Raw genomic sequence first — 26,577 nt, forward strand, 5'->3', positions numbered from 1 at the left:
TAGATCCGAAACGAAATGTGCGATTTACAACTTGCATATTTGGATAAGCCCTCGACCGATTAGTACTGGTCAGCTCCATGCATTGCTGCACTTCCACCCCCAGCCTATCTACCTCGTCGTCTTCAAGGGGTCTTACATACTGGGAAATCTCATCTTGAGGGGGGCTTCACGCTTAGATGCTTTCAGCGCTTATCCCTTCCGTACATAGCTACCCAGCGGTGCTCCTGGCGGAACAACTGGTACACCAGCGGTACGTCCATCCCGGTCCTCTCGTACTAAGGACAGCTCCTCTCAAATTTCCTACGCCCACGACAGATAGGGACCGAACTGTCTCACGACGTTCTGAACCCAGCTCGCGTACCGCTTTAATGGGCGAACAGCCCAACCCTTGGGACCTACTTCAGCCCCAGGATGCGATGAGCCGACATCGAGGTGCCAAACCTCCCCGTCGATGTGGACTCTTGGGGGAGATAAGCCTGTTATCCCCAGGGTAGCTTTTATCCGTTGAGCGATGGCCCTTCCATGCGGTACCACCGGATCACTAAGCCCGACTTTCGTCCCTGCTCGACTTGTAGGTCTCGCAGTCAAGCTCCCTTATGCCTTTGCACTCTTCGAATGATTTCCAACCATTCTGAGGGAACCTTTGGGCGCCTCCGTTACTCTTTAGGAGGCGACCGCCCCAGTCAAACTGCCCACCTGACACTGTCCCCGCACCGGATTACGGTACCAGGTTAGAACCTAGATACGATCAGGGTGGTATCCCAACGGTGCCTCCACGCAAGCTGGCGCTCACGTTTCAAAGGCTCCCACCTATCCTGTACAGATCGTACCCAAATTCAATATCAAGCTGCAGTAAAGCTCCATGGGGTCTTTCCGTCTTGTCGCGGGTAACCTGCATCTTCACAGGTATTAAAATTTCACCGGATCTCTCGTTGAGACAGCGCCCAAGTCGTTACGCCATTCGTGCGGGTCAGAATTTACCTGACAAGGAATTTCGCTACCTTAGGACCGTTATAGTTACGGCCGCCGTTTACTGGGGCTTCGGTTCACAGCTTCGGATTGCTCCTAACCGCTCCCCTTAACCTTCCAGCACCGGGCAGGCGTCAGCCCGTATACTTCGCCTTACGGCTTCGCACAGACCTGTGTTTTTGCTAAACAGTCGCTTGGGCCTTTTCACTGCGGCCCCCTCGTGCTATTCACACTACCGGGGCACCCCTTCTCCCGAAGTTACGGGGTCATTTTGCCGAGTTCCTTAACGAGAGTTCTTCCGCGCGCCTTAGAATTCTCTTCTCGCCTACCTGTGTCGGTTTGCGGTACGGGCACCATCACCTGGCTAGAGGCTTTTCTTGGCAGTGTGAGATCATGACCTTCGCTACTATAATTTTCGCTCCCCATCACAGCCCAGCCTTAACGATGTGCGGATTTGCCTACACATCAGCCTCACTGCTTAGACGGACATCCATCAGTCCGCGTCACTACCCTGCTGCGTCCCCCCATTGCTCATAACGGCTTACGGTGGTACAGGAATTTCGACCTGTTGTCCTTCGACTACGCCTTTCGGCCTCGCCTTAGGTCCCGACTTACCCTGAGCGGACGAGCCTTCCTCAGGAACCCTTAGGCTTTCGGCGGATCAGATTCTCACTGATCTTTTCGTTACTCATACCGGCATTCTCACTTGTATAATGTCCAGCGCTCCTTACGGTACACCTTCAACCCTTATACAACGCTCCCCTACCCCTGATGCAAAGCATCAAGCCATAGCTTCGGTGGTGTGTTTAGCCCCGTTACATTTTCGGCGCAGAGTCACTCGACCAGTGAGCTATTACGCACTCTTTCAATGGTGGCTGCTTCTAAGCCAACATCCTGGTTGTCTGTGCAACTCCACATCCTTTCCCACTTAACACACACTTGGGGACCTTAGCTGATGGTCTGGGCTGTTTCCCTTTTGACAATGGATCTTAGCACTCACTGTCTGACTCCCGGAAGTAAGTCTATGGCATTCGGAGTTTGACTGAGCTTGGTAACCCTTGCGGGCCCCGCACCCAATCAGTGCTCTACCTCCACGACTCTGTTTTCCGAGGCTAGCCCTAAAGCTATTTCGGGGAGAACCAGCTATCTCCGAGTTCGATTGGAATTTCTCCGCTACCCCCACCTCATCCCCGCATTTTTCAACATGCGTGGGTTCGGGCCTCCAGTGCGTGTTACCGCACCTTCACCCTGGACAGGGGTAGATCACCCGGTTTCGGGTCTACGTCCACGTACTAAGTCGCCCTATTCAGACTCGCTTTCGCTGCGGCTCCGGCTCTTCACCTTAACCTTGCACGGGAACGTAACTCGCCGGTTCATTCTACAAAAGGCACGCCATCACCCCTAAAACGGGCTCTGACTTTTTGTAAGCACACGGTTTCAGGTTCTATTTCACTCCCCTTCCGGGGTGCTTTTCACCTTTCCCTCACGGTACTGCTTCACTATCGGTCGCTAGGAAGTATTTAGCCTTGGCAGATGGTCCTGCCGGATTCATACGGGGTTTCACGTGCCCCGCACTACTCGGGATACATCTCGGAGGGAACAGACTTTCAAGTACAGGGCTTTTACCTTCTTTGGCGGGCCTTTCCAGACCTCTTCGCTTAACCGGTTCCTTTGTAACTCCATGTGAGATGTCCCACAACCCCAAAGAGCAAGCTCTCTGGTTTGGGCTTCTCCGCGTTCGCTCGCCGCTACTGACGGAATCACTATTGTTTTCTCTTCCTCAAGGTACTTAGATGTTTCAGTTCCCCTGGTATGCCTCTACATAACCTATGTATTCAGTTATGAGTAACTGGAAATTACCCCAGCTGGGTTTCCCCATTCGGACACCCCCGGATCAAAGCTTGCTTACAGCTCCCCGAGGCAGTTTCGTTGTTCGCCACGTCCTTCATCGGCTCCTAGCGCCTAGGCATCCTCCGTGTGCTCTTAGTAGCTTAACCAATTGCTCTAATGAGCAAATGCAATCTACCGTTTTTATTGAAACTTGTTTACACAAGTTCAGCTTAAAAAGGAATGTTCTAATTCGCAAAATTTCGTTTCGATATCTAGTTTTCAAAGAACAAGCTCCATGCAAAAGCAAGCTGTTTGAGAGTTTGAGCTCTCAAAACTGAGCAACGAGTGAGTAGTATTTGCAGCTAAGCTGCGTATTTGAATGTTTCCACTCGGGAAACGATTCTCCATAGAAAGGAGGTGATCCAGCCGCACCTTCCGATACGGCTACCTTGTTACGACTTCACCCCAATCATCTATCCCACCTTCGGCGGCTGGCTCCTTGCGGTTACCCCACCGACTTCGGGTGTTATAAACTCTCGTGGTGTGACGGGCGGTGTGTACAAGACCCGGGAACGTATTCACCGCGGCATGCTGATCCGCGATTACTAGCAATTCCGACTTCATGCAGGCGAGTTGCAGCCTGCAATCCGAACTGAGACCGGCTTTTTAGGATTCGTTCCACCTCGCGGCTTCACAGCCCGTTGTACCGGCCATTGTAGTACGTGTGTAGCCCAGGTCATAAGGGGCATGATGATTTGACGTCATCCCCACCTTCCTCCGGTTTGTCACCGGCAGTCACCTTAGAGTGCCCACCCGAAGTGCTGGCAACTAAGATCAAGGGTTGCGCTCGTTGCGGGACTTAACCCAACATCTCACGACACGAGCTGACGACAACCATGCACCACCTGTCTTGAATGTTCCGAAGAAAAGGTACATCTCTGCACCGGTCATTCAGATGTCAAGACCTGGTAAGGTTCTTCGCGTTGCTTCGAATTAAACCACATACTCCACTGCTTGTGCGGGTCCCCGTCAATTCCTTTGAGTTTCAGTCTTGCGACCGTACTCCCCAGGCGGAGTGCTTAATGTGTTAACTTCGGCACCAAGGGTATCGAAACCCCTAACACCTAGCACTCATCGTTTACGGCGTGGACTACCAGGGTATCTAATCCTGTTTGCTCCCCACGCTTTCGCGCCTCAGCGTCAGTTACAGCCCAGAGAGTCGCCTTCGCCACTGGTGTTCCTCCACATATCTACGCATTTCACCGCTACACGTGGAATTCCACTCTCCTCTTCTGCACTCAAGTCACCCAGTTTCCAGTGCGATCCGGGGTTGAGCCCCGGGATTAAACACCAGACTTAAATGACCGCCTGCGCGCGCTTTACGCCCAATAATTCCGGACAACGCTTGCCCCCTACGTATTACCGCGGCTGCTGGCACGTAGTTAGCCGGGGCTTTCTTCTCAGGTACCGTCACCTTGAGAGCAGTTACTCTCCCAAGCGTTCTTCCCTGGCAACAGAGCTTTACGATCCGAAAACCTTCATCACTCACGCGGCATTGCTCCGTCAGGCTTTCGCCCATTGCGGAAGATTCCCTACTGCTGCCTCCCGTAGGAGTCTGGGCCGTGTCTCAGTCCCAGTGTGGCCGATCACCCTCTCAGGTCGGCTACGCATCGTCGCCTTGGTGAGCCGTTACCCCACCAACTAGCTAATGCGCCGCAGGCCCATCCCCAAGTGACAGATTGCTCCGTCTTTCCAGTTCTCTTCAGGAGAAGAAAACAACTATTCGGTATTAGCTACCGTTTCCGGTAGTTGTCCCAAACTTGAGGGCAGGTTGCCTACGTGTTACTCACCCGTCCGCCGCTAACTATCCGAGAAGCAAGCTTCTCTTCAAGTCCGCTCGACTTGCATGTATTAGGCATGCCGCCAGCGTTCGTCCTGAGCCAGGATCAAACTCTCCAATAAAGTATTGAAAAGAGCGATAAGCTCATTTTGAAACTGACGAGATTAAAAATCTCATTGTTTTGCTTTGAAATCATACAGTCCGAAGACTTGTACCGATTTCTCAGCGTCGATCTTGCAAGCAAGATCGTTACTCACTCGTTGTTCAGTTTTCAAAGATCAAACTTGTTTCATTGCCGTGTGTTGTTCACCTCAGCAACTTTTATATCTTATCACATCCGAACCAACTTTGCAAGCTCTTTTTTTTTAAGTTTCTTTCGAAGCTTATTTCATTTGCTTGCCGCACCGTGTTTCTTGTGTTTTCTTGGCCGGAATTAGAATATACCATGTACAGATTCGGAACGCAAGCTTTATTTTCAATAAAGTTATCTTTTACTTTAAGTTCTATAAAAAAGAGCCTCTCCATATTGGAAAGGCCCTGTTCTTCTATATGAAGTGAAGATTGAACTAGCCAATGACTTCCTGAATATGTAGCTGCCTTTGCTGCATCAGATTGATGATTGTTCCTTCTACCGATACCATCGGCCGTGTAGGATGATCCCGATCAGAGAATATGATCTCACCAATTTGATTATTGCTAAGCTTCACTCGGATACCGTTATGGATCTGTGTGGAACGCTGAACGAATACATTCACGATGGCAGGATCCAATTTGCCAAAAGCCTCGCTCTGAATTTGTTCAAGTACCAGGTACGGTGACTGTGCCTTACGATAGATCTTCTCCAGAGTCATAGCGTGGAAGATATCAGCGATAGCTACAATCTTGGCATAGATATGAATCTGCGTGCCGCTGAGCTGCAGCGGGTAACCCGACCCATCCACTTTTTCATGATGCTGCAATGCTGCAAGTCTAGCTCCCTCATTGATGGCCTTCGCCTGTTTCAGTACCTGATAGCCATATTTCGTATGCTGTCGGATCTCTGCCTGCTCTGACGCAGTTAACGTAGAGGGTTTATGGAGGATCTGTGGGTCCACTTTGTTATTACCAATATCATGGAACAATCCTGCAAAAGCTACCTGCATCCAGTCTTTGGATGGAAGATCCATCCACTGGGCCAACTGATAAGATGTAATGGCACTCAAGACGGCATGATGATACACATAATCATGTTCTTGCATCACTCGTGGACTGAAGGTAAGCACATTATACTGTTTAAGATGAACAAACAATGCTTCCAGCTGTGTACGCAACTCATATACAGGTAATTCAGCCGCCAGGGAGGATAGAAAAGCATTTTTGGTCAGTCCTACCATCTTTTCATACTCTTCATGCAGAGACGGTAAGACGGGTGCTGAGACTGCGCTGCTGCCTTTCCCTGCCCGCTCTCCGTTCTTTTCATTAGCTGCATGGACTGAAGAGGCCGACGAAGCCTTAGAACCTGAAGTGCTTGTCCCTGTTCTTTCTTGCTCGATGTCCACTTGATGAATCATAAAGGCTCTGAGTACTTCCACATCTTTGGGCAGAATGACTTTGCCCTTCTGAAACAGAACATTGCCACGAAGCGTTTGCACGTCATTTCCCAGTTTAAGTCCTGGTTTGACTTCAGACAGGGTGATTAATCCCATGTTTATTCCCCTCACTCATCGTTCTTCTATAATGATATCAAGACCATAGTCCCGGTTTTTCACGTTAATTCCCATTATATTACTCAAAAATCAGGCTGTACATCCCAGATTTCGAGGAGAATGGTCCTGTAGCTGTGAAAATAACAAAGGGCCCCCATATGGGAGCCCTCCAATTTCATTGTAATCATGAAATGATTTTCGTTATAGAAAATTGATTCTATGCTTCAGAACCTGAATCATCGCCCTCAACTTCAGCATCGGAAACCGCGCCCTCATCAAGAGTTGACTCTAAACCTTCAGAATCAGCAGCTTCTGCACCTTCAATCAATTCTTCGTCATCTGGTTCTTCCTCATTCTTGTCAATTCGGCTGACTGTAGCTACGGCATCTTCATCGCGAATATGAATCAGCTTCACGCCTTGCGTGTATCGACCCATAGTGGATATGCCTTCCATACTCATCCGAATTAACGTACCGCTGGAAGTGATGATCATCAGATCTTCTTCTGTCTTAACCATTTTCAGGCTGACTACCGCACCGTTCTTATCTGTGACGTTAATGGTTTTAATCCCTTTACCGCCACGAGTCTGCATCCGATAATCGCTGACAGGCGTACGTTTACCGTAACCTTTGGCTGTAACAATCAGAACATCCAGTTCCTGGTCAACAACGTCCATACCGATTACGACATCCTGCTCATCCAGTGTAATCCCTTTAACCCCGGTTGCACTCCGTCCCATGGAACGAACATTTCCTTCCGAGAATCGGATGGACATCCCGTGAGCTGTACCCATAATGATCTCTTGAAGTCCGTCTGTCAGCTTAACATCAATAAGGGCATCATCATCACGCAGGGAGATCCCGATCAGACCGCCTTTACGAATATTGGTGTAATCCTCAAGTGGTGTCTTCTTCACAACCCCTTGACGGGTAGCAAAGAACAGATACTTGTCACTTTCGAATTCCTGAACTGGAATCACGGCATTAACCGATTCACCCTGCTCGATCTGAATCAGATTGATAATCGGCGTTCCCCGTGCTGTACGTCCAAGCTCTGGAATCTCATAAGCTTTGAGACGGTACACTTTACCTTTGTCGGTAAAGAACATGAGGTAATTGTGAGAGTTGGTCACAAACAGATGCTCAACAAAGTCGGTATCTTTGGTGTCCATTCCCACAACCCCACGTCCGCCACGCTTCTGACTGCGGTATGTGGATACCGGCAGACGTTTCACATAGCCTGTATGGGTAATAGTGATGATAACCTCTTCACGCGGAATCAGATCCTCGTCCAGAATGCTCTCTTCACCTACAGTGATTTCGGTACGACGATCATCGCTGAAGCGATCACGGATTTCTTGCAGCTCCGTGCTGATAATTTCGAGCACCAGGTGCTCGTTGGCCAAAATTTCACGATATTCCTTAATTTTGACCATCAGTTCGTTATACTCATTTTCGATGCGCTCACGTTCCAGACCTGTCAGGCGTTGCAGACGCATATCGAGGATAGCTTGAGCCTGATCATGACTGAGTGAGAAACGCTCGATCAGACCTTCTCTGGCTGCATCTGTATTGCTGGATGAACGGATCAACGCAATAATTTCGTCGATATGATCCAGCGCGATACGCAAGCCTTCCAGAATGTGCGCGCGTGCTTCCGCTTTTTTTAGTTCGAATTGTGTACGTCTACGTATAACCTCAATCTGATGCTGCAAGTAGTGATACAACACTTCACGCAGATTCAGAATCTTAGGTTCTTTATTTACAATCGCGAGCATGTTAATCCCAAAGGTGGACTGCATCGCTGTATGCTTGTACAGGTTGTTCAGCACTACACCCGGGTTCACGTCTCTGCGAAGCTCAATCACAATCCGCATACCGTTACGGTCAGACTCATCACGGAGATCCGTAATACCATCAATCTTTTTATCACGTACCAACTCAGCAATTTTCTCAACGAGTCTGGCCTTGTTCACCTGATAAGGAAGTTCCGTAACAATAATCCGTGCTTTGTTGTTGTTTTCTTCGATGTTGGTTTTGGCCCGCATCGTTACTGAACCACGTCCGGTTTGATACGCCTGGCGAATTCCGGAACGTCCCAAAATATAACCGGAAGTTGGAAAGTCTGGCCCTTGAATATAATCCATCAATTCCATGGAAGTGATATCCGGATTTTTGATCATGGCCTGTACGCCGTCGATTACCTCTCCCAGGTTATGAGGAGGAATGTTGGTCGCCATACCTACCGCAATCCCGCCGACACCATTGACAAGCAAGTTAGGGAAACGAGCTGGCAGAACGACAGGTTCACTTTCTTCACCGTCATAGTTCGGCTGGAAGTCAATCGTATCCTTGTTGATGTCTCTGAGCATTTCCATCGCAATCTTGGACAACCGGGCTTCCGTATAACGCATGGCTGCTGCCATATCGCCATCCACCGATCCAAAGTTACCATGTCCATCTACGTGCATGTAGCGCAGGGAGAAGTCCTGTGCCATCCGTACCATCGTTTCATATACGGCAGAGTCACCGTGTGGGTGATACTTACCGATAACTTCGCCGACGATTCTGGCTGATTTTTTATGTGGTTTATCGGGTGTCATGCCTAGCTCGGACATTGCGTACAGAATACGCCGGTGAACCGGCTTCAATCCGTCACGCACGTCAGGTAAGGCACGGCTCACAATAATGCTCATCGCATAATCCATAAACGATTCACGCATCTCGACGCCAATATCCCGATCTTTAACCTGCGAGTTCATTTCTTCCGCCATGCTGGACCTCCTTCTTGTCCTTCAACAAACATTCCATTCAATCATTCAAAAATTAATTATATGTGAAGAGCCTAACAAGGCTAAAACCGCACAAGGACGCTACTCTTTATTATATTACTTTCACAAAAGGTAAACAATTAAACGTCCGCTGGGCAATAGCCTTTCTTCCGGGAACTTTAGAGAGTCTGGGGGTTCGCCCTGCCTTCCTCCCCATTTACACATACAATGCTAGAAAAAGCGGCAATTGTACTGTGTATATTCAGGCTTAGACCGTTCCCGTTCTACGATCAAACTACATCTGTGCAACAAAACCGCACAAAACGCCATATTTCTCTATTATACCACTGAAATCATCTCTTGTCCTTTGATTTCTCCGCGTCTGCCACTCTTATAAACCCCATTAAAACACGAAAGGACTGATGGCTCTTGGGCATCCAGCGTGTCTCCAGCAAATGGACCAAGACAGCTGTGTTACAACGCAGCCGTAATGTGAATGGATATATACCGGTAACACGACAATATAATCGCCAGACCCTGGAACGGATGACTGAATTATTCGAGTCAAACTATATCAAACCGGATCGGGGAACCTACGGCAATGGCGTCATGCGGGTAAAAACCATCCGTATGAATCCACACCCGATTACCGATGCTAACACATCAGAAATCTCTGCTGATCCACTCTTCCCTTCCACAGCTGAAATCGGTGCCGAGACCTCTGCTGAAGTCCCCCTGACAACGTATGAACTTCGATATGGGACGGAGGAGAGACACTTCCATTCCCTCGATGAGCTGGATCTGGCGCTCACTGAACGTATCCAGAAGCGCGACTACATCATTCAGCAAGGCATTCCGCTGATGAAACATGATGGGTTGCCTTTTGACCTGCGGGTACTGACGCAGAAAAATCTACAACGCAATTGGGAAACGACAGGTATCCTGGGGAGAGTTGCTGCACCGGGCAAGATCATTACCAACATTCATGGCGGCGGAAGATTGGCCACCTTTAATGAGTTGGTACGCCCTCATTTTGACCAGGAGCGGTTCCAGCAACTACGCAGTGAGCTATATCGTTTAGGCATTCATACAGCGGTACAGCTACAGAAGTCATTTCCAAGACTCAAAGAGATTGGTATCGATATCGCACTGGACGAAGATGGACGGCCATGGATTATTGAAGTCAACACATTGCCGGGTATCTATGCTTTTGGCCTATTGCCTGATAAGGAAACGTACCGAAAGATCAAGCGTTATGCGAGAGCATACGGCAGATTACCCTCCAAAAAAGGGAAAACATCTCGTACCTCTCCCAAAGCCCAGGCCTCCTCTACCAAAAGCCGCACACATCGGTAACAGGCACTCCAGAGTCCAACCTAAAATCTCTATGCTATAATCCCATAATGTAAAAGAGGCGCCCTCGCAGGCGCCTCTTCGAATATCGTTAGATGTCGAGGTTTTTCACGTATTTTGCATTTTCCTGAATAAAGTCACGACGAGGTTCAACATTATCCCCCATCAGGGTGTCGAACATGGCATCGGCCAGCATTGCATCGCCGATCGATACTTGAAGCATGGTCCGGCTCTCAGGGTCCATCGTCGTTTCCCATAATTGTCCGGCATTCATCTCACCGAGACCTTTATAACGCTGGACATTGAATTTCGCATTTTCACCGAGAGTTGCGATAATTTCATCGCGTTCCTTCTCGGAACCAGCATAACGAATCACTTTATTGCGCTCAATCTTGAACAATGGCGGTTGGGCAATGTATACATAACCAGCCTCAATGATTTTGCGCATATAGCGATAAAGGAATGTCAGAAGCAATGTCCGAATGTGAGCGCCATCGACGTCGGCATCCGTCATCAAAATGATTTTGTGATAACGTGCTTTGGCAATATCGAAATCATCACCAATTCCTGTACCCATTGCGGTAATGATCGCTCTGATCTCCGCATTACCCAAAATCCGGTCAAGACGTGCTTTTTCCACGTTCAGAATCTTACCACGCAGTGGCAAAATCGCTTGGAAATGACGATCTCGTCCTTGCTTCGCTGATCCACCGGCGGAGTCACCTTCGACGATGTACAATTCGCTGATTGAAGCATCCTTGGATGAACAGTCGGCCAATTTACCTGGCAAAGAGCTGACTTCGAGTGCACCTTTACGACGCGTCAGTTCACGTGCTTTACGAGCTGCTTCACGTGCACGGGCAGCTTGCAGTCCTTTTTCCAAAATGCGACGGGATACGGAAGGATTCTCTTCCAGGAACTCCTGCAGCTTCTCAGCAAACAGGGATTCGACAATTCCGCGCACTTCACTGTTACCCAGCTTCGTCTTGGTCTGTCCCTCAAATTGCGGTTCAGGGATCTTGACCGAGATGATCGCTGTCAGACCTTCACGTACATCATCCCCGGACAGATTACCTGTGCTGTCTTTGATTACGCCCGCTTTACGCGCATAATCATTGATAATCCGGGTAAGGGCACTCTTGAATCCGGATTCGTGCGTTCCGCCCTCATGTGTGTTGATGTTGTTGGCAAACGAGTAGATATTCTCGGTGTAGCTGTCATTGTATTGCAATGCAACTTCAACCTGAATGTTGTCTCTTGATCCTTCTACATAAATCGGGTTTTCATGCAGTGCTTCACGCTTCTGGTTCAGGAAGGAGACATACTCGATAATACCGCCCTCATACAGAAAAGAGTTGGTTACACCTGTACGTTCATCGGTTAAAGTCATACCAATTCCCTTGTTCAGGAACGCGAGCTCACGAATACGAGTCAGCAAAGTTTCATAGTCATAAACTCTTGTTTCCGTGAAAATCTCCGGATCCGGATGGAACGTAACCGTTGTTCCCGTTTCCTCCGTTGTACCGATCGTTTTCAGATCATACTGCGGAACACCCCGACGGTATTCCTGTTGATACACATGGCCGTCAACCTTAACTGTAACAACAACTTTCTCTGATAGAGCATTGACGACAGATACACCTACACCATGAAGACCTCCGGATACTTTGTACCCGCCACCGCCAAATTTACCGCCTGCATGCAGAACAGTCATTACAACCTCAAGTGCAGGACGTTTCATTTTGGCATGTTCGCCGACAGGAATCCCCCGCCCGTTATCGACTACAGTGACGCTGTTATCTTCATGAATAGTAACTTCGATATGATCACAATAACCTGCGAGTGCTTCGTCAATACTATTGTCCACTACTTCCCAAACGAGATGATGCAGACCTTTGGCACTGGTGGAACCAATATACATCCCCGGACGTTTACGTACGGCTTCCAGCCCTTCAAGTACCTGAATTTCATCTGCACCATATGACGGTTGATTCATAGACATGCCTTTCACCTACTTCTATAGATTCAATATCGTAAATATGCGTTAACTAAGAATGCATGCTGAAATGAACATATTCCCTTAATTCCAGTAAGCAATCTAAATAAAGACAAGCAGCAAAAGGTACAATAACTCGTACCGCCGATAGGCTAGAGATCAGGAAAAATGTGAGCTCGCTTCTTGAGCGTAGCTGAGGAAATAGGCGAGTAGTAAACAATGTTTTTGGTCACGACAATGGACTTGGCTTCCTCTTCACCAATATGCTCCACTGTTTTTTCCTGCTCGGCATGCGTGACATACTGCTTGGAAATTTTTGAGGATTTTTCAATCGATATATCAAAAATAGCGACCAATTCGGAAGATCGGATAATCTTCTCACCGCCCAGATGAATGTACATAAGCCCTCACTCCTTAGCGTTCAACCTGTCCGGCATGAACGTGATAAATACTGGCATCTTTGAGCTTGTCAACGTTTAAGCTCTCGATTCCGGTAGCCGTAATAAAGGTTTGCACCTTGCTCTGGAACGTTTCGATCAGCTGCGTCTGACGAAAAGGATCCAGTTCAGACAGTACATCGTCCAGCAGCAGGACCGGATATTCTCCGATTTCTTCATGAATCAGTTCAATTTCCGCAAGTTTAAGGGACAACGCCGTTGTGCGCTGCTGCCCCTGCGAGCCATACGTTTGTACTTCCCGATCGTTAATGAAAAAGGACAGGTCATCCCGATGCGGCCCACTAAGCGTTGTGCCTCGGCGAATCTCCTGCTCTTTCATTTGTGATAATTTTATCATAAATTGGTCCATTAAGACAGCTTCATCTTCCTCAGCGGCTTCGCTGAAGGAAGGAAGATAGGCCAGACGCAGGACTTCTCCGCCTCCGGTGATGCCCTGATGAATTGTTTCAGCCCACTTTTGCAGTTTCTTTATGAATTGTTTCCTTTTTTTGACGATTTTAACACCATGCTCCACCAGTTGTTCATTCCACACCTCAAGCATGGTCTGGGCTGAAGCGCTCTGCCCCCATAATTGCTTGAGCAAATTGTTACGCTGGACGAGCACTTTTTGATATTGCTGCAGATGATACAGGTAGCCTGGAGCCACCTGTCCAATCTCCATGTCAAGAAACCGGCGGCGGACCCCCGGTGTGCCTTTGACAATCTCAAGATCTTCCGGTGCAAACATCACCACATTAAGCGCTCCGACAAAATCACTCAGCTTTCGCTGTTCCAGTCCGTTGATCTTTGCTTTTTTGCCTTGTTGCGACAAAGATAGCTCGAGCTTGACCGATCCGTACTTTTTGTCGACCTCTGCTGCAAGCCTGGCACGTTCTTCACCGAAACGAATCAGTTCCTTGTCGCGGGATGTACGGTGGCTCTTAGTGAGTGCAAGCACAAAAATGGCTTCTGCAATATTGGTCTTGCCTTGGGCATTTTGCCCGATCAAAAGATTCACAGGACCAAAAGAATCTAGTCTCAGATGTTCATAATTGCGGAATTGCTGCAGATCTATGCTGTTTACAAACACGCGGTATCCTCCCTTTTATCCCGTCCGTCAGGAGGCAGCAGGATCTAACTGGTCTTCTTATTGTGCGACAACTTCGAACGAACCTTCTCCGTCCACCTCAACGATATCCCCAGGGTATAACTTGCGTCCCCGGCGTTCCTCAGGCTCTTTATTCACACGTACAAGCCCATCCTGAAGCAATGCTTTGGCCATACCTCCGGTTGGGATGCAGTCGGCCAGTTTCAAAAATTGATCAAGCTTAATATATTCCGTACGAATCGCTACTTGGTTCACTATGATCTTCCTCTCGTTAGTTGGTCGTCCGGTAAGGCAATATGACGTACAAGCTGTGACTGTCGTCCAGCGGTTTCAGGATGATAGGGCTCATGACACCAGTGAAAGCGATCATCAGCTGCTCACTCTCCACCACTTTCAGCACATCCAGCATATATTTGGAGTTGAACGAGATTTTCAGTGGTTCGCCGTTAAAGTCGGCAGGTTCGATCTCTTCTCTTACTTTTCCCAGCTCGGAAGAACTTGAAGAAATTTCGATTGATCCGGATTCCATCGTTTGCATCCGCACAATGTTTGTTTTTTCTTCACGCGACAGCAAATAAGCCCGGTCGATAGATTCACTTAATTTTTTTGTATCCAAAACGAGTTCTGTTTTGTACGAAGTCGGAATAATTCTAGAAGTATCCGGATAAGTTCCGTCCAAAATACGCGAATAGAACAGAACACGGTCGATTTTGAACAAAACCTGGTTGTCAGCGACAACGATATCCACAAGTGTATTTTGATCCGGCACGATTTTGCTGAGTTCGTTCAGCGTTTTACCCGAGATCACCACATTGTTGAATCTCACACCTTCTGCATTATCCAGCATTGCTGAACGAGTAGCAAGACGGTGACGGTCAGTTGCCACAAATTTCAGTTCATTGTCACCCAAACTCCAGAGTACACCTGTCAAAATCGGCGTAGTTTCATGTGTGGAAATGGAGAATACGGTTTGTTTAATCATATTTTTGAGCAAATCTCCTGGAATGGAGACGGTTTGGTTCTCTTCGATGCTTGGCAATACTGGGAATTCTTCTGGATCAAGACCAACCAGTTGAATTTCGGTAGCTCCTGCGGAGATAAAGGTGTTGAAGTTCTCTTTTACCTCCATGTGCACTTCTTGGGAAGGCAGCTTTTTGATGATCTCGACAAAAAACTTGGCTGGCAGTACAACACTACCAGGTTGTTCCACCTGAACAACACTTTTATCACCATCTTCAAGCGGGATGAAGGATTGAATTGAAATATCGGTGTCGCTTGCTGTCAACGTCACACCTTGATGATTAACGTCGAATTTGATACCGCTCAGAATTGGGATCGTCGTACGGCTTGAGATGGCTTTGGATACTTGCTGGATGGATTCGTTCAAGTAGCTTTTCATTATGCTGATTTTCATGGTTTCACTCCTAGCGGGTTTTTTGGGTGTAGAGGTGTTGAAATGTGTTTTTCAAAAGGCCGAAGGCTGAGCTTCGAAATTGCTTATTTGGAGATGATATCTTTTAGATCTTTATAGTAATAATAGTAATAGGGGCACTGAATATGTGGATAAGTGGGTATAAACCCATAAGCCCAAGCCTATCCACATGTGTATACGTTGTGCACAGGCTTGGGACTTATTCAGGTTGGATTCTTAATTTTTTCGGTTAAGTTGTTGATAACTTTATAGAGATCCTGATCGACTTTAATCGCCTGGGAGATCTTTTCGTGCGCATGGATGACGGTGGTATGATCTCGCCCTCCAAATGCTTCACCGATTTTGGGCAGAGAAAAGTCTGTAAGTTCACGAGAGAGATACATAGCAATCTGTCTTGGGAACGCAACGGCCTTGGTCCGTTTCCGTGCTTTGAAATCTTCAAGCTTAAGGCTGTAATACTCGCCGACCTTTTGTTGGATGTCGTGAATAGTGATCATTTTCGGACGACTGGAAGGAATAATATCCTTCAGTGCTTCAGCTGCTAGATGAGTGGTTACATCTTGATTAGTCAGCGAAGAATAGGCAACAACCCGAATCAGGGCCCCTTCCAGTTCACGAATATTGGTATCAATCTGGTTGGCGATGTACATCATCGCCTCATTCGGAATATCGAGGTTTTCCGCACGAGCTTTTTTACGCAAAATAGCAATCCGTGTCTCCAGATCAGGAGGCTGGATATCCGTAATTAACCCCCATTCAAAACGGGAACGAAGCCGTTCTTCTAGGGTCGGAATTTCCTTCGGCGGTCTGTCGCTGGAGATGATGATCTGTTTCCGTTCCTCATGCAGCGCATTAAACGTATGGAAAAATTCCTCTTGCGTCGATTCTTTTCCAGCCAAGAACTGAATATCATCAATGAGCAGAATATCGACACTACGGTATTTGTTACGGAAGCTCTCCCCGCGGTTGTCACGGATCGAGTTAATGAATTCGTTCGTGAATTTCTCAGATGACAAATAAACAACTTTGCTGCCCGGATCATGCTCCAGGACGTAATGTCCGATCGCATGCATCAAGTGAGTTTTGCCGAGACCTACCCCTCCATAAAGAAACAGAGGATTGTATGCTTTGGCGGGCGCTTCAGCGACCGCCAGCGATGCGGCGTGGGCAAAACGGTTGCCCGGCCCAATGACAAATGTATCGAATGTATATTTCGGATTGAGCATGCTGAGTACCGCTTCTTCCTGAACAACTGTAGGCGTTGGCGCTGGCAGTTGAGGGTCCGGTTCAGCAGGCTTGTTCTCCTCGATGACAAATTTCACATCGACCTGTTTGCCAAGCAGCTCATATACCGTCGATCCGACCAGTTTGGTGTAACGGCTCTCCAGCCATTCGACGGCAAACGTGGTTGGTGCGGATATGACGATCGAACGATCATTCAGCTTGGTAGCTTTGGTTGCTTTGAACCAAGTGTCAAAGCTGGGTTTGCTGAGCTTGTTTTGTATGATTGATAAAATTTGCTGCCATAAATCAGAAGTATGGCTGTCCACAGACTGTCACTCCTTTTACATGTTCCAAGTGTGGCTTAAGCCATGATGCAGTGTCGAAATACGAGATATATTGTTGAATTTATCCCCAAACCCCCGCAGGTCGAAAACAAAAAAAGAATGAACAACGGAAAATTGTTCACAACTTTATCCACAGGCTGTTGATAATATTATGGGTCAGATCACATATTCACATCCAAAAGTAATACAATCATAGCAAAAGAAGCCCGGCATTTCAATGTATCACGTGATTTTATCCACAAATTCAATAACTTGTGTATAATTTTTAATCACAACACAATATATTGTTTATAAATTGTTTAACTTTCGACAAGATGACCCAAAAACCCAAATTATTTTATACACAGGTTATTCGTCAAATGATGCTGAATTGTGTGTAAAAGTATTCTCTGTTTGTGAATAACCTCTCTGTGGATAACCGTAAAGTGAAAATGACCGTTTTGGGGATTTTCAGGAGAGTGACTCTTCATGCCCGTTTTCCTTTTTCGAAGAGAGGAATTGAGGAAACGACAAAATTAAAGGCAGAGGAGATCAAGAAGAGGGCCTGTTGAACGGAAGGAGCGTTTACTGATTTGTATGAACTGAACGTAGCATTTATTCCTAAAAGAGGTAGGATGGATATGCGCGCAAACCTTGGAGATGGATGTGATTTCATTGCAGCAGATTTGTTTTATGCCAAAAAGAGGTTGTTCTTTAAGACCGGAATGGTGGTCAAAGAGAACAACCTCTTTTTGGTTGGTGGTTATAAAGGGATGATTTATTCGTTATGAGCAGAAAATTTACGTTGGAATTCCGCGATATCTGCATATTCTTCTTCCAATTTTCGCGAAATGCGAATAAAGATGGGGAGCAGCTCCTGGTAGATCGATGCATGTTCTTTGATAGGGGTATGCTTGTGCGTTGTACCTACCATAGATGAAACAGCATGAAGCGACTGAATTCGCCCTGTAGCATAAAGACCGAGCACGACGGCCCCCAGACAGGAACTTTCGAAGCTCTCGGGCACAATGACTTCCTGGTTGAATATATCGGACATCATCTGACGCCAGAGCGGGGAACGAGCGAAACCACCCGTTGCCTGAATGGAGGTAGGTTGTCCGATCTGTTCTTCCATGGCCAGCAGTACCGTATATAGATTGAAAATAACCCCTTCCAAAACGGAACGGATCATATGCTCTTTCTGGTGGTGAAGGGTCAAACCAAAGAAGGAACCTCGGGCGTCCGGATTCCATAAAGGGGCGCGTTCCCCTGAAAGGTACGGATGGAATAGAAGCCCTTCCGAACCGGGGCTGACGCGTTCAGCAATCTTGGTGAGAACATCATAGGAATTGATGCCGAGCCGTTTGGCTGTTTCCACTTCTGAGGCAGCGAATTCGTCCCTTACCCAGCGGAAAAGCATGCCACCGTTATTCACAGGTCCGCCGATAACCCAAAGATTCTCGGTGAGGGCATAACAGAACGTTCTACCTTTTGGATCGGTAACAGGACGGTCAACGACGGTGCGAATCGCGCCGCTGGTGCCGATCGTTGCTGCAACAACGCCAGGCTCAATGGCGTTCACACCGAGATTGGATAATACCCCGTCACTTGCACCGATGACGAAGGGAGTAGAGGGGGAGAGAGCCATTTTTTCAGCCCATGTACGATCCATTCCCTCTATAGTATGTGTGGTCGGTACGAGCTGCGATAGATGGTCAGGTGTAATGCCTGCAACCTCAAGTGCTTCGGCATCCCAATCCAGTTGTTCCAGATTGAGCAGACCGGTACAGGATGCGATGGAGTGATCCACGACATATTGACCGAACAGACGCAAGAACAAATATTCTTTGATAGAGATAAATTTGGCGGTACGTTGAAAAAGTTCAGGTTCATCATGGCGCAGCCACATTAATTTGGTCAGTGGCGACATGGGGTGGATCGGTGTACCTGTTCGCAAATAGATACGATGCCCGATTCCGTTCTCTTGCAGTTTGGCGGCCCAGGCGGCGCTCCGGTTGTCAGCCCAAGTGATGCAGCGAGTGAGGGGCATACCATCTTGTCCCATCGCAATAACACTGTGCATGGCAGAGCTGCAGGACACGAACATAATTTGTTCCGCAGCTACGCCACTTTGCTCCATCACGCCACGTACGGAGCGAAGGGCAGCTTGAACAATTTGTTCTGGATCCTGCTCAGCGACATCCGGAGCTGGGGTGTATAAAGGATATTCCTGAGTCGACGTGCTTACAACTTCACCCTGTTCCGTAAAGAGTACGGATTTGGTACTGGTTGTACCGATATCCATACCAATCATATAGTTGTTCACTTTACATAAACCTTCTTTCTTTTGAACCCATAAAATTAAAACTCTAATGGTGTGGATTTATTTTCTTCTTCTATATAGGTAGTCAATTTATACGACTGTACTCAGCAGCAAAATAAAGATCAGTCCAACAACAGATAATAGTGTTTCCATAACGGTCCACGTCTTCAGCGTCTGAGAGACACTCATATTGAAAAATTCTTTGATCATCCAGAAGCCTGCGTCGTTCACATGAGAAAGTACAAGTGAACCTGCACCGGTAGCGAGTACGACCAGCTCTATATTGGCACCAGGCGTTAGTGCAAGGACCGGAGCTACAATACCAGCGGCTGTCGTCATTGCCACAGTTGCTGAACCGGTAGCAACCCGAATGAGTGCGGCTACAAGCCAGGCGAACAGGATCACATTAATATTGGCATGTGTGGCGACCTCAGCAATGGCATTACCTACACCACTATTAATCAACACCTGTTTGAACGCACCGCCACCGCCAATGATGAGAATGATGGTCGCCGTAGGCGCAAGACATTCACTGGTGAAGCGGGAGATGTCATGTTTGTTGAACCCGCGTGAGAATCCGAGTGAAAAGAGGGCGAACACGACGGAGATCAGCAGGGCTATAATTTCATGGCCGATAAATTCACAGAATACGGTAAATCCGCTTGTGGCGTCAGGATCTACGATATTGGCGATGGAGCCAATGAGCATCAAAATGACCGGCAGCAAAATGGTAAACAAGGTTATGCCGAAACCGGGCAAGTTGTTACTTTTTTTCGTAGCGAATTGTTCAGCCAGCTCTGCAGGTGGTTCGGTATGTATTCTTTTACCGATAAATTTACCAAACAGAGGTCCAGCGATAATAGCAGTCGGAATACCTACAATAAGGGAGTACAAGATCGTCTTACCCAAATCGGCGCTGTACGCTTCGATGGCAATCATGGGAGCCGGGTGAGGTGGAACCAGACCATGTACAGTAGAGAGACCTGCCAAAATCGGAATACCGATCTGCAGCAGCGACATATTGGTTTTACGTGCAACGGTGAAAATGATCGGAATCAGTAGAATAACGCCGACTTCGAAGAAAACTGGAATACCGACAATAAATCCAACAATCATCATCGCCCAGTGCACACGTTTCACACCGAAACGATCTACCAGTGTGGTAGCAATACGCTCGGCTCCGCCGGATTCAGCCATCATCTTACCAAGCATGGTACCAAGGCCGATGACGATGGCAATCGTTCCGAGTGTGCCGCCAAGTCCTCCCGTAATGGAAGTAATTACGTCCGCGGGTTTCATGCCTGTAAGTAAACCAAGCATTAATGCAGATATTAAAAGGGTAATGAAAGGATTCCATTTATATTTGGAGATCAACACGATCAGGAATACAATCGCAATTAATGTCCAGACCAATAACGTTGCATTATGGGATAGCCCAAAAAGAGTGCTCATGAGGTATGCTCCTTTTTTTCTGATATATAACGCTTACAACTGATCCATGATCAGGAGGAGGGAAGACAGTTTAGAATTCATGTAGCGCGGGCGGCTTAATCCCTCTTAATATGCCCCAAAAAATTGAAACAAATCGCATTTTGTATACTTGTCGACAAGTTGGAGGGCAATCATTCACAACGGATATGATTGCGAACCCCTGCACAGATATTCCATGAAGTGATGAATGAATGAAATTCTCCATTACATGTCATTAGGAATCAAAGCTTTCGTGCAACGTCTTGCCTGAATCCTGGAAATACGTGCGGACTCCAGATTGAATACGTGTTTTATCACCCGATTCAAGTGCTTCAATAAGCAAACGATGTTTACCAATTACAGCGCTTACTTTCTGCTCGCCCTGAATAAAAACCCTGCGGGTGGTGAGCAGCATAACCGTCATGACAACATAACGAATGCTTTTCCATAGATGTAAAATACGCGAATGCTGGGCGGCTTCGATAATAGTCTCGTGAAAGGTAAGATCCTGATACGCAAATTCAACCGCATCTTGGTGACGTCCAGCCAAGTCCATTTTGTCTATCACATTACTTAACTGGGTAATCAATTGTTCTGGTACATCCCCTGCAAGTCGCTGCTGCACAAAACTTTCAATCAGGAAACGCACGTCATATAATTCCTCGACATCTTTAATTTTCAATCCAATGACAACCACGCCCATACGCTCCAACCGAATGAGCCCTTCATTCGACAGTGTTCTTAACGCTTCACGTACAGGTGATCGACTGCTGTCAAAATCAGCGGCGATCCGATTTTCTGACAAAATTTCGCCAGGACGAAGGGTTCCGCTAATGATCCGTAGTCTTAATTCGCAGGCAATGGCTTCCCCGCGGGAAGCTCCCTGAAGCCAGGATGAAGGAAACAGCATAATGGCTAACGCTCCTATTATAAGTAATCAGTTCAATACTGATCATAGCACAACTATTTTGCTGATTGAGCGTTTTACACCAATCCTTATAACGAGAATAAATGGCTGTATGCTCTGTGCGTATGCTGAATTTAGGAACGTCATATTGCTTCAAATGGATTTTTCAAAGAGCTAGAGGAATAATTATCTTCCTTATAAATGAGTTTGGATCGGTAATGTGCTTCCCATAAGTATACTTGTATACAAGATGTGATTTTTTTTATCCTACACCTTTCTCGAAAACTTGTAAACCATAGAATAAAGCGGATACATTAAATTTAAAGTATGTCATTTTAAAAGCCAAAAAATATTGGTTATCTAATGGATTGCTGCTTCACTGAAGTTCTTCAGAAACGTAGGAATATTAACCAAAAGCAGAGCTAATGAAACAGTCTGTCATCGATAAATATTCCTTATCCACATGTGAATAACTTGAAATGGTAATTAAAGAAGGAATTAAGGGGTTTGAGGGGTGTGGATAACCGTAAAAACTGATTTTTGATGAATGAATCGGAACTGGGGATAACTTTTTTGAGCTTCTAAATGATGCTTTAAAAAGGTTGTAAACACGAGTACGAATCCATGGCCGTTTAGGTAGGGTGGAATAGGCATTAAAAGGAGAAAGGAGGCAAGAGGCACGCAGTTGACTTTTCCAGGTGTTCATGGTTAAATATATAAAGGTGTTTTCTGTGAAGATGAAAGTGATTCATCACATAAGTATTTCCTTGTGAGGAGGTGCAATACATTGAGACCTACATTCAAACCGAACGTTAGCAAACGTAAAAAAGTTCATGGTTTCCGGAAAAGAATGAGCACGAGCAACGGACGTAAAGTTCTGGCTGCACGTCGCCTTAAAGGCCGTAAAGTCCTGAGTGCTTAAATGCATGTGAAGACCACCGAGGTGGTCTTTTTTTTCTTAAATAGGTCATTTCAGACTGGATGCTGGTAAAGGTCAGGTCTGAATTGGCTGCGCAAAAGCATAAGTACACATTTATGTTCAATGAATGAGATGTCCGTTTTTTCGAAAACGTTCCTTATATAATGAAGTTGCCGCCAAGACGGTTTATCGTTATTCAAGAAAGCCTATACTAAATCAGTAATGAGGCCTTCGTCAATAATGTTGGTGGAAAACAGCAAGGAGAAGCGCCGTGTATAAAAGACTGCGTTTACGAAACCGGGCGGACTTTAGCCGCGTATACCGGTATGGGAAATCGTTTGCCAATCATCAGTTTGTAGTGTATGGCTGTCGTCGTAAAGATACAGAACAATTCCGAGTAGGTGTATCCTGCAGCAAGAAAATCGGAAACGCTGTCGTACGCAACCGGATGAGACGCATGATTAAGGAAATTGTACGTCATCATGAGAAAGAGATTGTCACGCAGATGGATCTGATTTTTATCGTCAGAAAAGGTGCATTGGACATGTCCTATAAGGATATGGAAAAAAGCCTGCTGCATGCGATGCGCAAGGGCTCTCTTTTGAAGTCGGGCAAGCGGTAAGCTTCGGTTTATTTGTCCTCCTAATTATGGTATGATTTACGGTGGAATGGAATGGTTAAGAGAGGGGTTATGAAGTGTCGCGATTGAAGACATCAAAGGGGAAGTGGATTCTCCTCATTGCAGTCATTGCAATGGTCACTGTACTCGCCGGATGTACTCCACAAGGAGCCGGAGTTACTACGGAAGATCTAAAAAACGGATCATTCTGGCAAAGCAATGTTATTTATTGGTTCTCACTGGCGCTCGACACATTTGCCAACTGGTTTAACGGTGAATATGGACTGGCCGTCCTTGTGATGGTGTTAATTGTACGGACGTTAATCTTGCCGCTGACAATGAAGCAGGTTCGCAGCTCCAAGGCGATGCAAGCTATTCAGCCGCAGTTGAAAGAAATTCAAGCCAAGTATAAAGATACACCTGAGAAAGTTCAGCAAGAAACAATGAAGTTGTTTCAGGAGAACAAAGTTAATCCGATGGCGGGTTGCCTACCACTTCTGATTCAGATGCCGATTTACATCGCACTTTATAACTCAATTTACGGAAACTCGAGTCTGAGAACACATGATTTCTTGTGGCTTCAACTCGGAGCGCCGGATCACCTGTTTATTTTGCCAGTGCTGGCTGCCATCACTACATTCGTTCAAACGTGGATGATGATGCGCATGAACCCTGCACAACAGGTTGGACCGATGCAATTCATGCTGTGGGTGTACCCGATATTGATCTTCGTCATGTCGTATCAGTTCCCGGCTGCATTGCCACTGTACTGGTTCTACAGTAACATCTACACGATCGTGCAAAACTATTTCCTTTACCGGAATAATGATAAAGTCGTGGCTGAGGTCAACGTGAAGCAGAGCAGCTCTTCCAAAAATGGAAATGGAGCTAAACGCAAAAACGGTGGCAAGGCAACTGTCTCTGGAAAAGGTTCGAAAGGGGCCAAAAAATCGAAATGACCAAAGTCATTGCGTCAGGAAAAACCGTTGAAGATGCTGTAAACCAAGGATTGGCTGAGCTTGGCGTGAGCCGGGACAAGGTCGAGATACAAGTGTTAGAGCAGCCGTCAAAAGGATTCCTGGGTTTGATCGGGGTTAAGGCCGCTAAAGTGGAAGTGAAACTTCTGCCTGTGCCTGAACCTGTTTTACAACCGATCAAGCCGGCCGCACATATACCTCAGGTTGAAGCAACACTTGAGGGTGTGGCTGCTAAAAATCCCTATGAGGAAGCGGCTGCTTTCTTAAAAGAAGTGGCAGCAGGTATGGGACTGGATGTTGAAGTGCATATCAAAAAACAGCGTGATGGACATATCTTCAATATTGCCGGTGAAGACCTGGGCATGATTATTGGCAGACGTGGACAGACGCTGGATGCCCTTCAATATTTGACGAACATTGTAGCAAATCGTTATTCGGAAAGCTTCGTTCGCATCGTACTCGATGCAGAGAATTTCCGTCAACGTCGACGCAAGACGCTGGAGGATCTGGCTGAACGTCTGGCTGGACAGGCCATTCGCACTGGCAAGGAAGTTGTGCTGGAGCCAATGCCGCCACTCGAACGCAAAGTCATTCATGCGAAATTGCAAAATCACTCGCAGATTAAGACATACAGCAAGGGCGAGGAGCCCAATCGGCGCGTAGTCATTACGACGAAATAACACGAAATTGAAGACGCAATGGCTTCCTGCCCGGTGCAGAAGCCATTGCTTTTTTCGTACAGAAGTACTTTTCCAAAACGGAAGAGCTATTTCATTTAGAGCCATATCAAGATATGAATAATGTGAAAAGAAGCGTTTTGCAACTGAACAACTGAACTATATATTGAAATTAATATAGCGTCCCGAGGGGCGCAATTTTAAAATAGAGCAAGGAGAGATAACGATGATTAGTGATACGATTACAGCGATATCAACAGCGGTCGGAGAAGCGGGTATCGCTGTAATCCGGGTGAGCGGCCCGGATGCGGTGTCGGAGACGGAGAAGATTTTTCGCAGCAAAACCCCACTAACACAGGCAGCATCCCACACGGTTCATTACGGTCATATTATAGATCCGGGGACTGGTGAGAAGATCGAGGAAGTATTGGTTACGGTGATGCGTGCGCCACGTTCTTTCACAACAGAGGATGTCGTGGAGATTAGCGCTCATGGCGGAGTGGTTTCGGTTAAGCGCGTAATGGATCTGTTGTTGCAGCTCGATATTCGTCTCGCTGAACCCGGCGAGTTCACAAAGCGTGCTTTTCTCAATGGACGGATTGATCTATCCCAGGCGGAAGGGGTTATGGATCTCATTCGTTCCAAATCCGATCGGGCGTTCTCCGTTGCACTCAAGCAAGTAGAGGGCAAATTGTCGTCCAAGCTGCGCGAACTAAGATACACGCTGGTGGAGACACTTGCTCACATCGAAGTAAATATCGATTATCCTGAGCATGATGTAGAGTCACTAACCTCTGAATTTATTAAAGAAAAATCCAGTCAGGTGATGACTGAAATCGATAAATTGCTGGTAACAGCAGAGCAAGGAAAGATACTGCGTGAAGGAATCACAACAGCTATCGTAGGCCGGCCAAACGTAGGGAAATCTTCATTACTCAATACGTTGGCACAGGACAACCGGGCAATTGTAACGGACATTCCAGGTACAACGCGTGACGTCATTGAGGAGTTTGTTACGATTAACAATATACCGCTCAAACTGCTCGATACGGCAGGTATTCGGGAAACGATGGATGTCGTGGAAAGAATCGGGGTGGAGCGTTCTCGCTCTGCTGTGAATGAGGCGGATCTGTTATTAATGGTTATCAATGCTGCCGAGCCACTACATCAGGACGAGATTGAATTATTGGAACAAATCCGCGGTAGACAATCAATTATTATTATGAATAAAATGGACTTAGCGCCGCAGGCGGACCGCGAAGTGCTGCTTCGTTACATCCCTGAGGAACGGCTTGTTCCGATGTCGGTGAAAGATGATCTGGGCGTGGACCGATTGGAGGATGCCATCTCGACGTTGTTCTTCAGTGGCAAGCTGGAGTCGGCCGACCTGACCTATGTCAGCAATGTGCGTCATATTGCTTTGCTCAAAAAAGCGAAGCAGTCGCTCATTGATGCCTATGAAGCAGCAGAGCAGCTGATTCCTATTGATATGATCCAGATTGATGTTCGTCTGGCATGGGAGCAACTGGGTGAGATCGTGGGCGATACAGCGCATGATGCGTTGATTGATCAAATTTTCTCTCAATTCTGCCTCGGAAAATAACACCTGACAAACATACCGGCTCTGAAAAGTAGTATGATAATAAAGTCCATCTGTGGGTGGTCAAAGAATCCGCGAATATGTCTGAAGTACCTATAGACTTGATGGCTTAATATAG

The 26,577-nt window shown here is 46.9% G+C and carries 18 protein-coding genes and 2 rRNA genes; 7 read left to right on the forward strand and 13 right to left on the reverse strand.

Going from position 1 to position 26,577, the window contains the following annotated elements; genetic code table 11:
- Nucleotides 1-39 precede the first annotated feature (39 nt).
- The 4 genes from gpAD87_RS24350 to gyrA all read right to left on the reverse strand — a co-directional run bounded on the left by gpAD87_RS24350 (nucleotide 40) and on the right by gyrA (nucleotide 9,097).
- A 23S ribosomal RNA gene (locus tag gpAD87_RS24350) occupies nucleotides 40-2,966 on the reverse strand.
- Between the two features lie 243 nt (nucleotides 2,967-3,209).
- Nucleotides 3,210-4,761, reverse strand: a 16S ribosomal RNA gene (locus gpAD87_RS24355).
- The 16S and 23S rRNA genes sit together here, the layout of an rRNA operon.
- Nucleotides 4,762-5,205: 444 nt before the next feature.
- Nucleotides 5,206-6,324, reverse strand: coding sequence for an HD-GYP domain-containing protein (locus tag gpAD87_RS24365; protein WP_064641427.1), 1,119 nt, complete (start codon nucleotides 6,322-6,324; stop codon nucleotides 5,206-5,208).
- A 217-nt stretch (nucleotides 6,325-6,541) separates the two neighbouring features.
- Nucleotides 6,542-9,097, reverse strand: a complete 2,556-nt coding sequence (gene gyrA / locus gpAD87_RS24370; RefSeq protein ID WP_063567397.1) for a DNA gyrase subunit A — start codon at nucleotides 9,095-9,097, stop codon at nucleotides 6,542-6,544.
- A 426-nt stretch (nucleotides 9,098-9,523) separates the two neighbouring features.
- On the opposite strand from gyrA, the gene gpAD87_RS24375 reads away from it, so the two are divergent.
- A complete protein-coding gene (locus tag gpAD87_RS24375; protein ID WP_064641429.1) occupies nucleotides 9,524-10,450 on the forward strand; it encodes a YheC/YheD family protein in 927 nt (308 codons plus the stop codon).
- Nucleotides 10,451-10,538: 88 nt separating this feature from the next.
- Here the strand turns inward: gpAD87_RS24375 and gyrB are convergent, their stop codons facing one another.
- The 6 genes from gyrB to dnaA all read right to left on the reverse strand — a co-directional run bounded on the left by gyrB (nucleotide 10,539) and on the right by dnaA (nucleotide 16,970).
- A complete protein-coding gene (gyrB, locus tag gpAD87_RS24380) occupies nucleotides 10,539-12,449 on the reverse strand; it encodes a DNA topoisomerase (ATP-hydrolyzing) subunit B (protein ID WP_063567395.1) in 1,911 nt (636 codons plus the stop codon).
- A gap of 146 nt (nucleotides 12,450-12,595) precedes the next feature.
- Entirely contained in the window at nucleotides 12,596-12,844 is a 249-nt protein-coding gene (gene remB, locus gpAD87_RS24385; protein ID WP_017691405.1) for an extracellular matrix regulator RemB, read from the reverse strand.
- Nucleotides 12,845-12,857: 13 nt separating this feature from the next.
- A complete protein-coding gene (gene recF, locus gpAD87_RS24390) occupies nucleotides 12,858-13,970 on the reverse strand; it encodes a DNA replication/repair protein RecF (protein ID WP_064641431.1) in 1,113 nt (370 codons plus the stop codon).
- Between the two features lie 57 nt (nucleotides 13,971-14,027).
- A complete protein-coding gene (yaaA, locus tag gpAD87_RS24395) occupies nucleotides 14,028-14,243 on the reverse strand; it encodes a S4 domain-containing protein YaaA (RefSeq protein WP_024629511.1) in 216 nt (71 codons plus the stop codon).
- 16 nt (nucleotides 14,244-14,259) lie between these two features.
- Nucleotides 14,260-15,402, reverse strand: a complete 1,143-nt coding sequence (dnaN, locus tag gpAD87_RS24400) for a DNA polymerase III subunit beta (RefSeq protein ID WP_063567393.1) — start codon at nucleotides 15,400-15,402, stop codon at nucleotides 14,260-14,262.
- Between the two features lie 221 nt (nucleotides 15,403-15,623).
- On the reverse strand, nucleotides 15,624-16,970 hold the full coding sequence (gene dnaA, locus gpAD87_RS24405; protein ID WP_024629513.1) for a chromosomal replication initiator protein DnaA: 1,347 nt from the start codon (nucleotides 16,968-16,970) through the stop codon (nucleotides 15,624-15,626).
- Nucleotides 16,971-17,560: 590 nt separating this feature from the next.
- On the opposite strand from dnaA, the gene gpAD87_RS24410 reads away from it, so the two are divergent.
- Entirely contained in the window at nucleotides 17,561-17,758 is a 198-nt protein-coding gene (locus gpAD87_RS24410) for a hypothetical protein (protein WP_064641433.1), read from the forward strand.
- Here gpAD87_RS24410 and gntK read toward each other — a convergent pair.
- From gntK to gpAD87_RS24425, 3 genes are all read right to left on the reverse strand, one after another.
- Nucleotides 17,746-19,281 (reverse strand): gluconokinase, encoded by a 1,536-nt coding sequence (gene gntK / locus gpAD87_RS24415; RefSeq protein WP_064641981.1) that lies wholly within the window; start codon nucleotides 19,279-19,281, stop codon nucleotides 17,746-17,748. The genes gpAD87_RS24410 and gntK overlap by 13 nt on opposite strands.
- Before the next feature lie 99 nt (nucleotides 19,282-19,380).
- Nucleotides 19,381-20,742, reverse strand: a complete 1,362-nt coding sequence (locus gpAD87_RS24420) for a GntP family permease (protein ID WP_064641435.1) — start codon at nucleotides 20,740-20,742, stop codon at nucleotides 19,381-19,383.
- A 253-nt stretch (nucleotides 20,743-20,995) separates the two neighbouring features.
- Nucleotides 20,996-21,670 carry a GntR family transcriptional regulator gene (locus gpAD87_RS24425; RefSeq protein WP_063567390.1) on the reverse strand — a complete coding sequence of 225 codons (675 nt, stop codon included), beginning with the start codon at nucleotides 21,668-21,670 and terminating at the stop codon, nucleotides 20,996-20,998.
- Between the two features lie 784 nt (nucleotides 21,671-22,454).
- On the opposite strand from gpAD87_RS24425, the gene rpmH reads away from it, so the two are divergent.
- From rpmH to mnmE, 5 genes are all read left to right on the forward strand, one after another.
- On the forward strand, nucleotides 22,455-22,589 hold the full coding sequence (gene rpmH, locus gpAD87_RS24430) for a 50S ribosomal protein L34 (protein WP_024629517.1): 135 nt from the start codon (nucleotides 22,455-22,457) through the stop codon (nucleotides 22,587-22,589).
- Between the two features lie 268 nt (nucleotides 22,590-22,857).
- Nucleotides 22,858-23,208 carry a ribonuclease P protein component gene (gene rnpA, locus gpAD87_RS24435; protein ID WP_024629518.1) on the forward strand — a complete coding sequence of 117 codons (351 nt, stop codon included), beginning with the start codon at nucleotides 22,858-22,860 and terminating at the stop codon, nucleotides 23,206-23,208.
- Nucleotides 23,209-23,282: 74 nt separating this feature from the next.
- Entirely contained in the window at nucleotides 23,283-24,164 is an 882-nt protein-coding gene (locus tag gpAD87_RS24440) for a YidC/Oxa1 family membrane protein insertase (RefSeq protein ID WP_063567389.1), read from the forward strand.
- Nucleotides 24,161-24,862, forward strand: coding sequence for an RNA-binding cell elongation regulator Jag/EloR (gene jag / locus gpAD87_RS24445; RefSeq protein WP_063567388.1), 702 nt, complete (start codon nucleotides 24,161-24,163; stop codon nucleotides 24,860-24,862). Before gpAD87_RS24440 ends, jag begins: the two co-directional genes overlap by 4 nt.
- 223 nt (nucleotides 24,863-25,085) lie before the next feature.
- Nucleotides 25,086-26,462 carry a tRNA uridine-5-carboxymethylaminomethyl(34) synthesis GTPase MnmE gene (gene mnmE, locus gpAD87_RS24450; RefSeq protein ID WP_063567387.1) on the forward strand — a complete coding sequence of 459 codons (1,377 nt, stop codon included), beginning with the start codon at nucleotides 25,086-25,088 and terminating at the stop codon, nucleotides 26,460-26,462.
- The last annotated feature ends 115 nt before the right edge of the window (nucleotides 26,463-26,577 follow it).

It is taken from the genome of Paenibacillus sp. AD87, assembly GCF_001659845.1.
Lineage (GTDB): Bacteria > Bacillota > Bacilli > Paenibacillales > Paenibacillaceae > Paenibacillus > Paenibacillus marchantiae.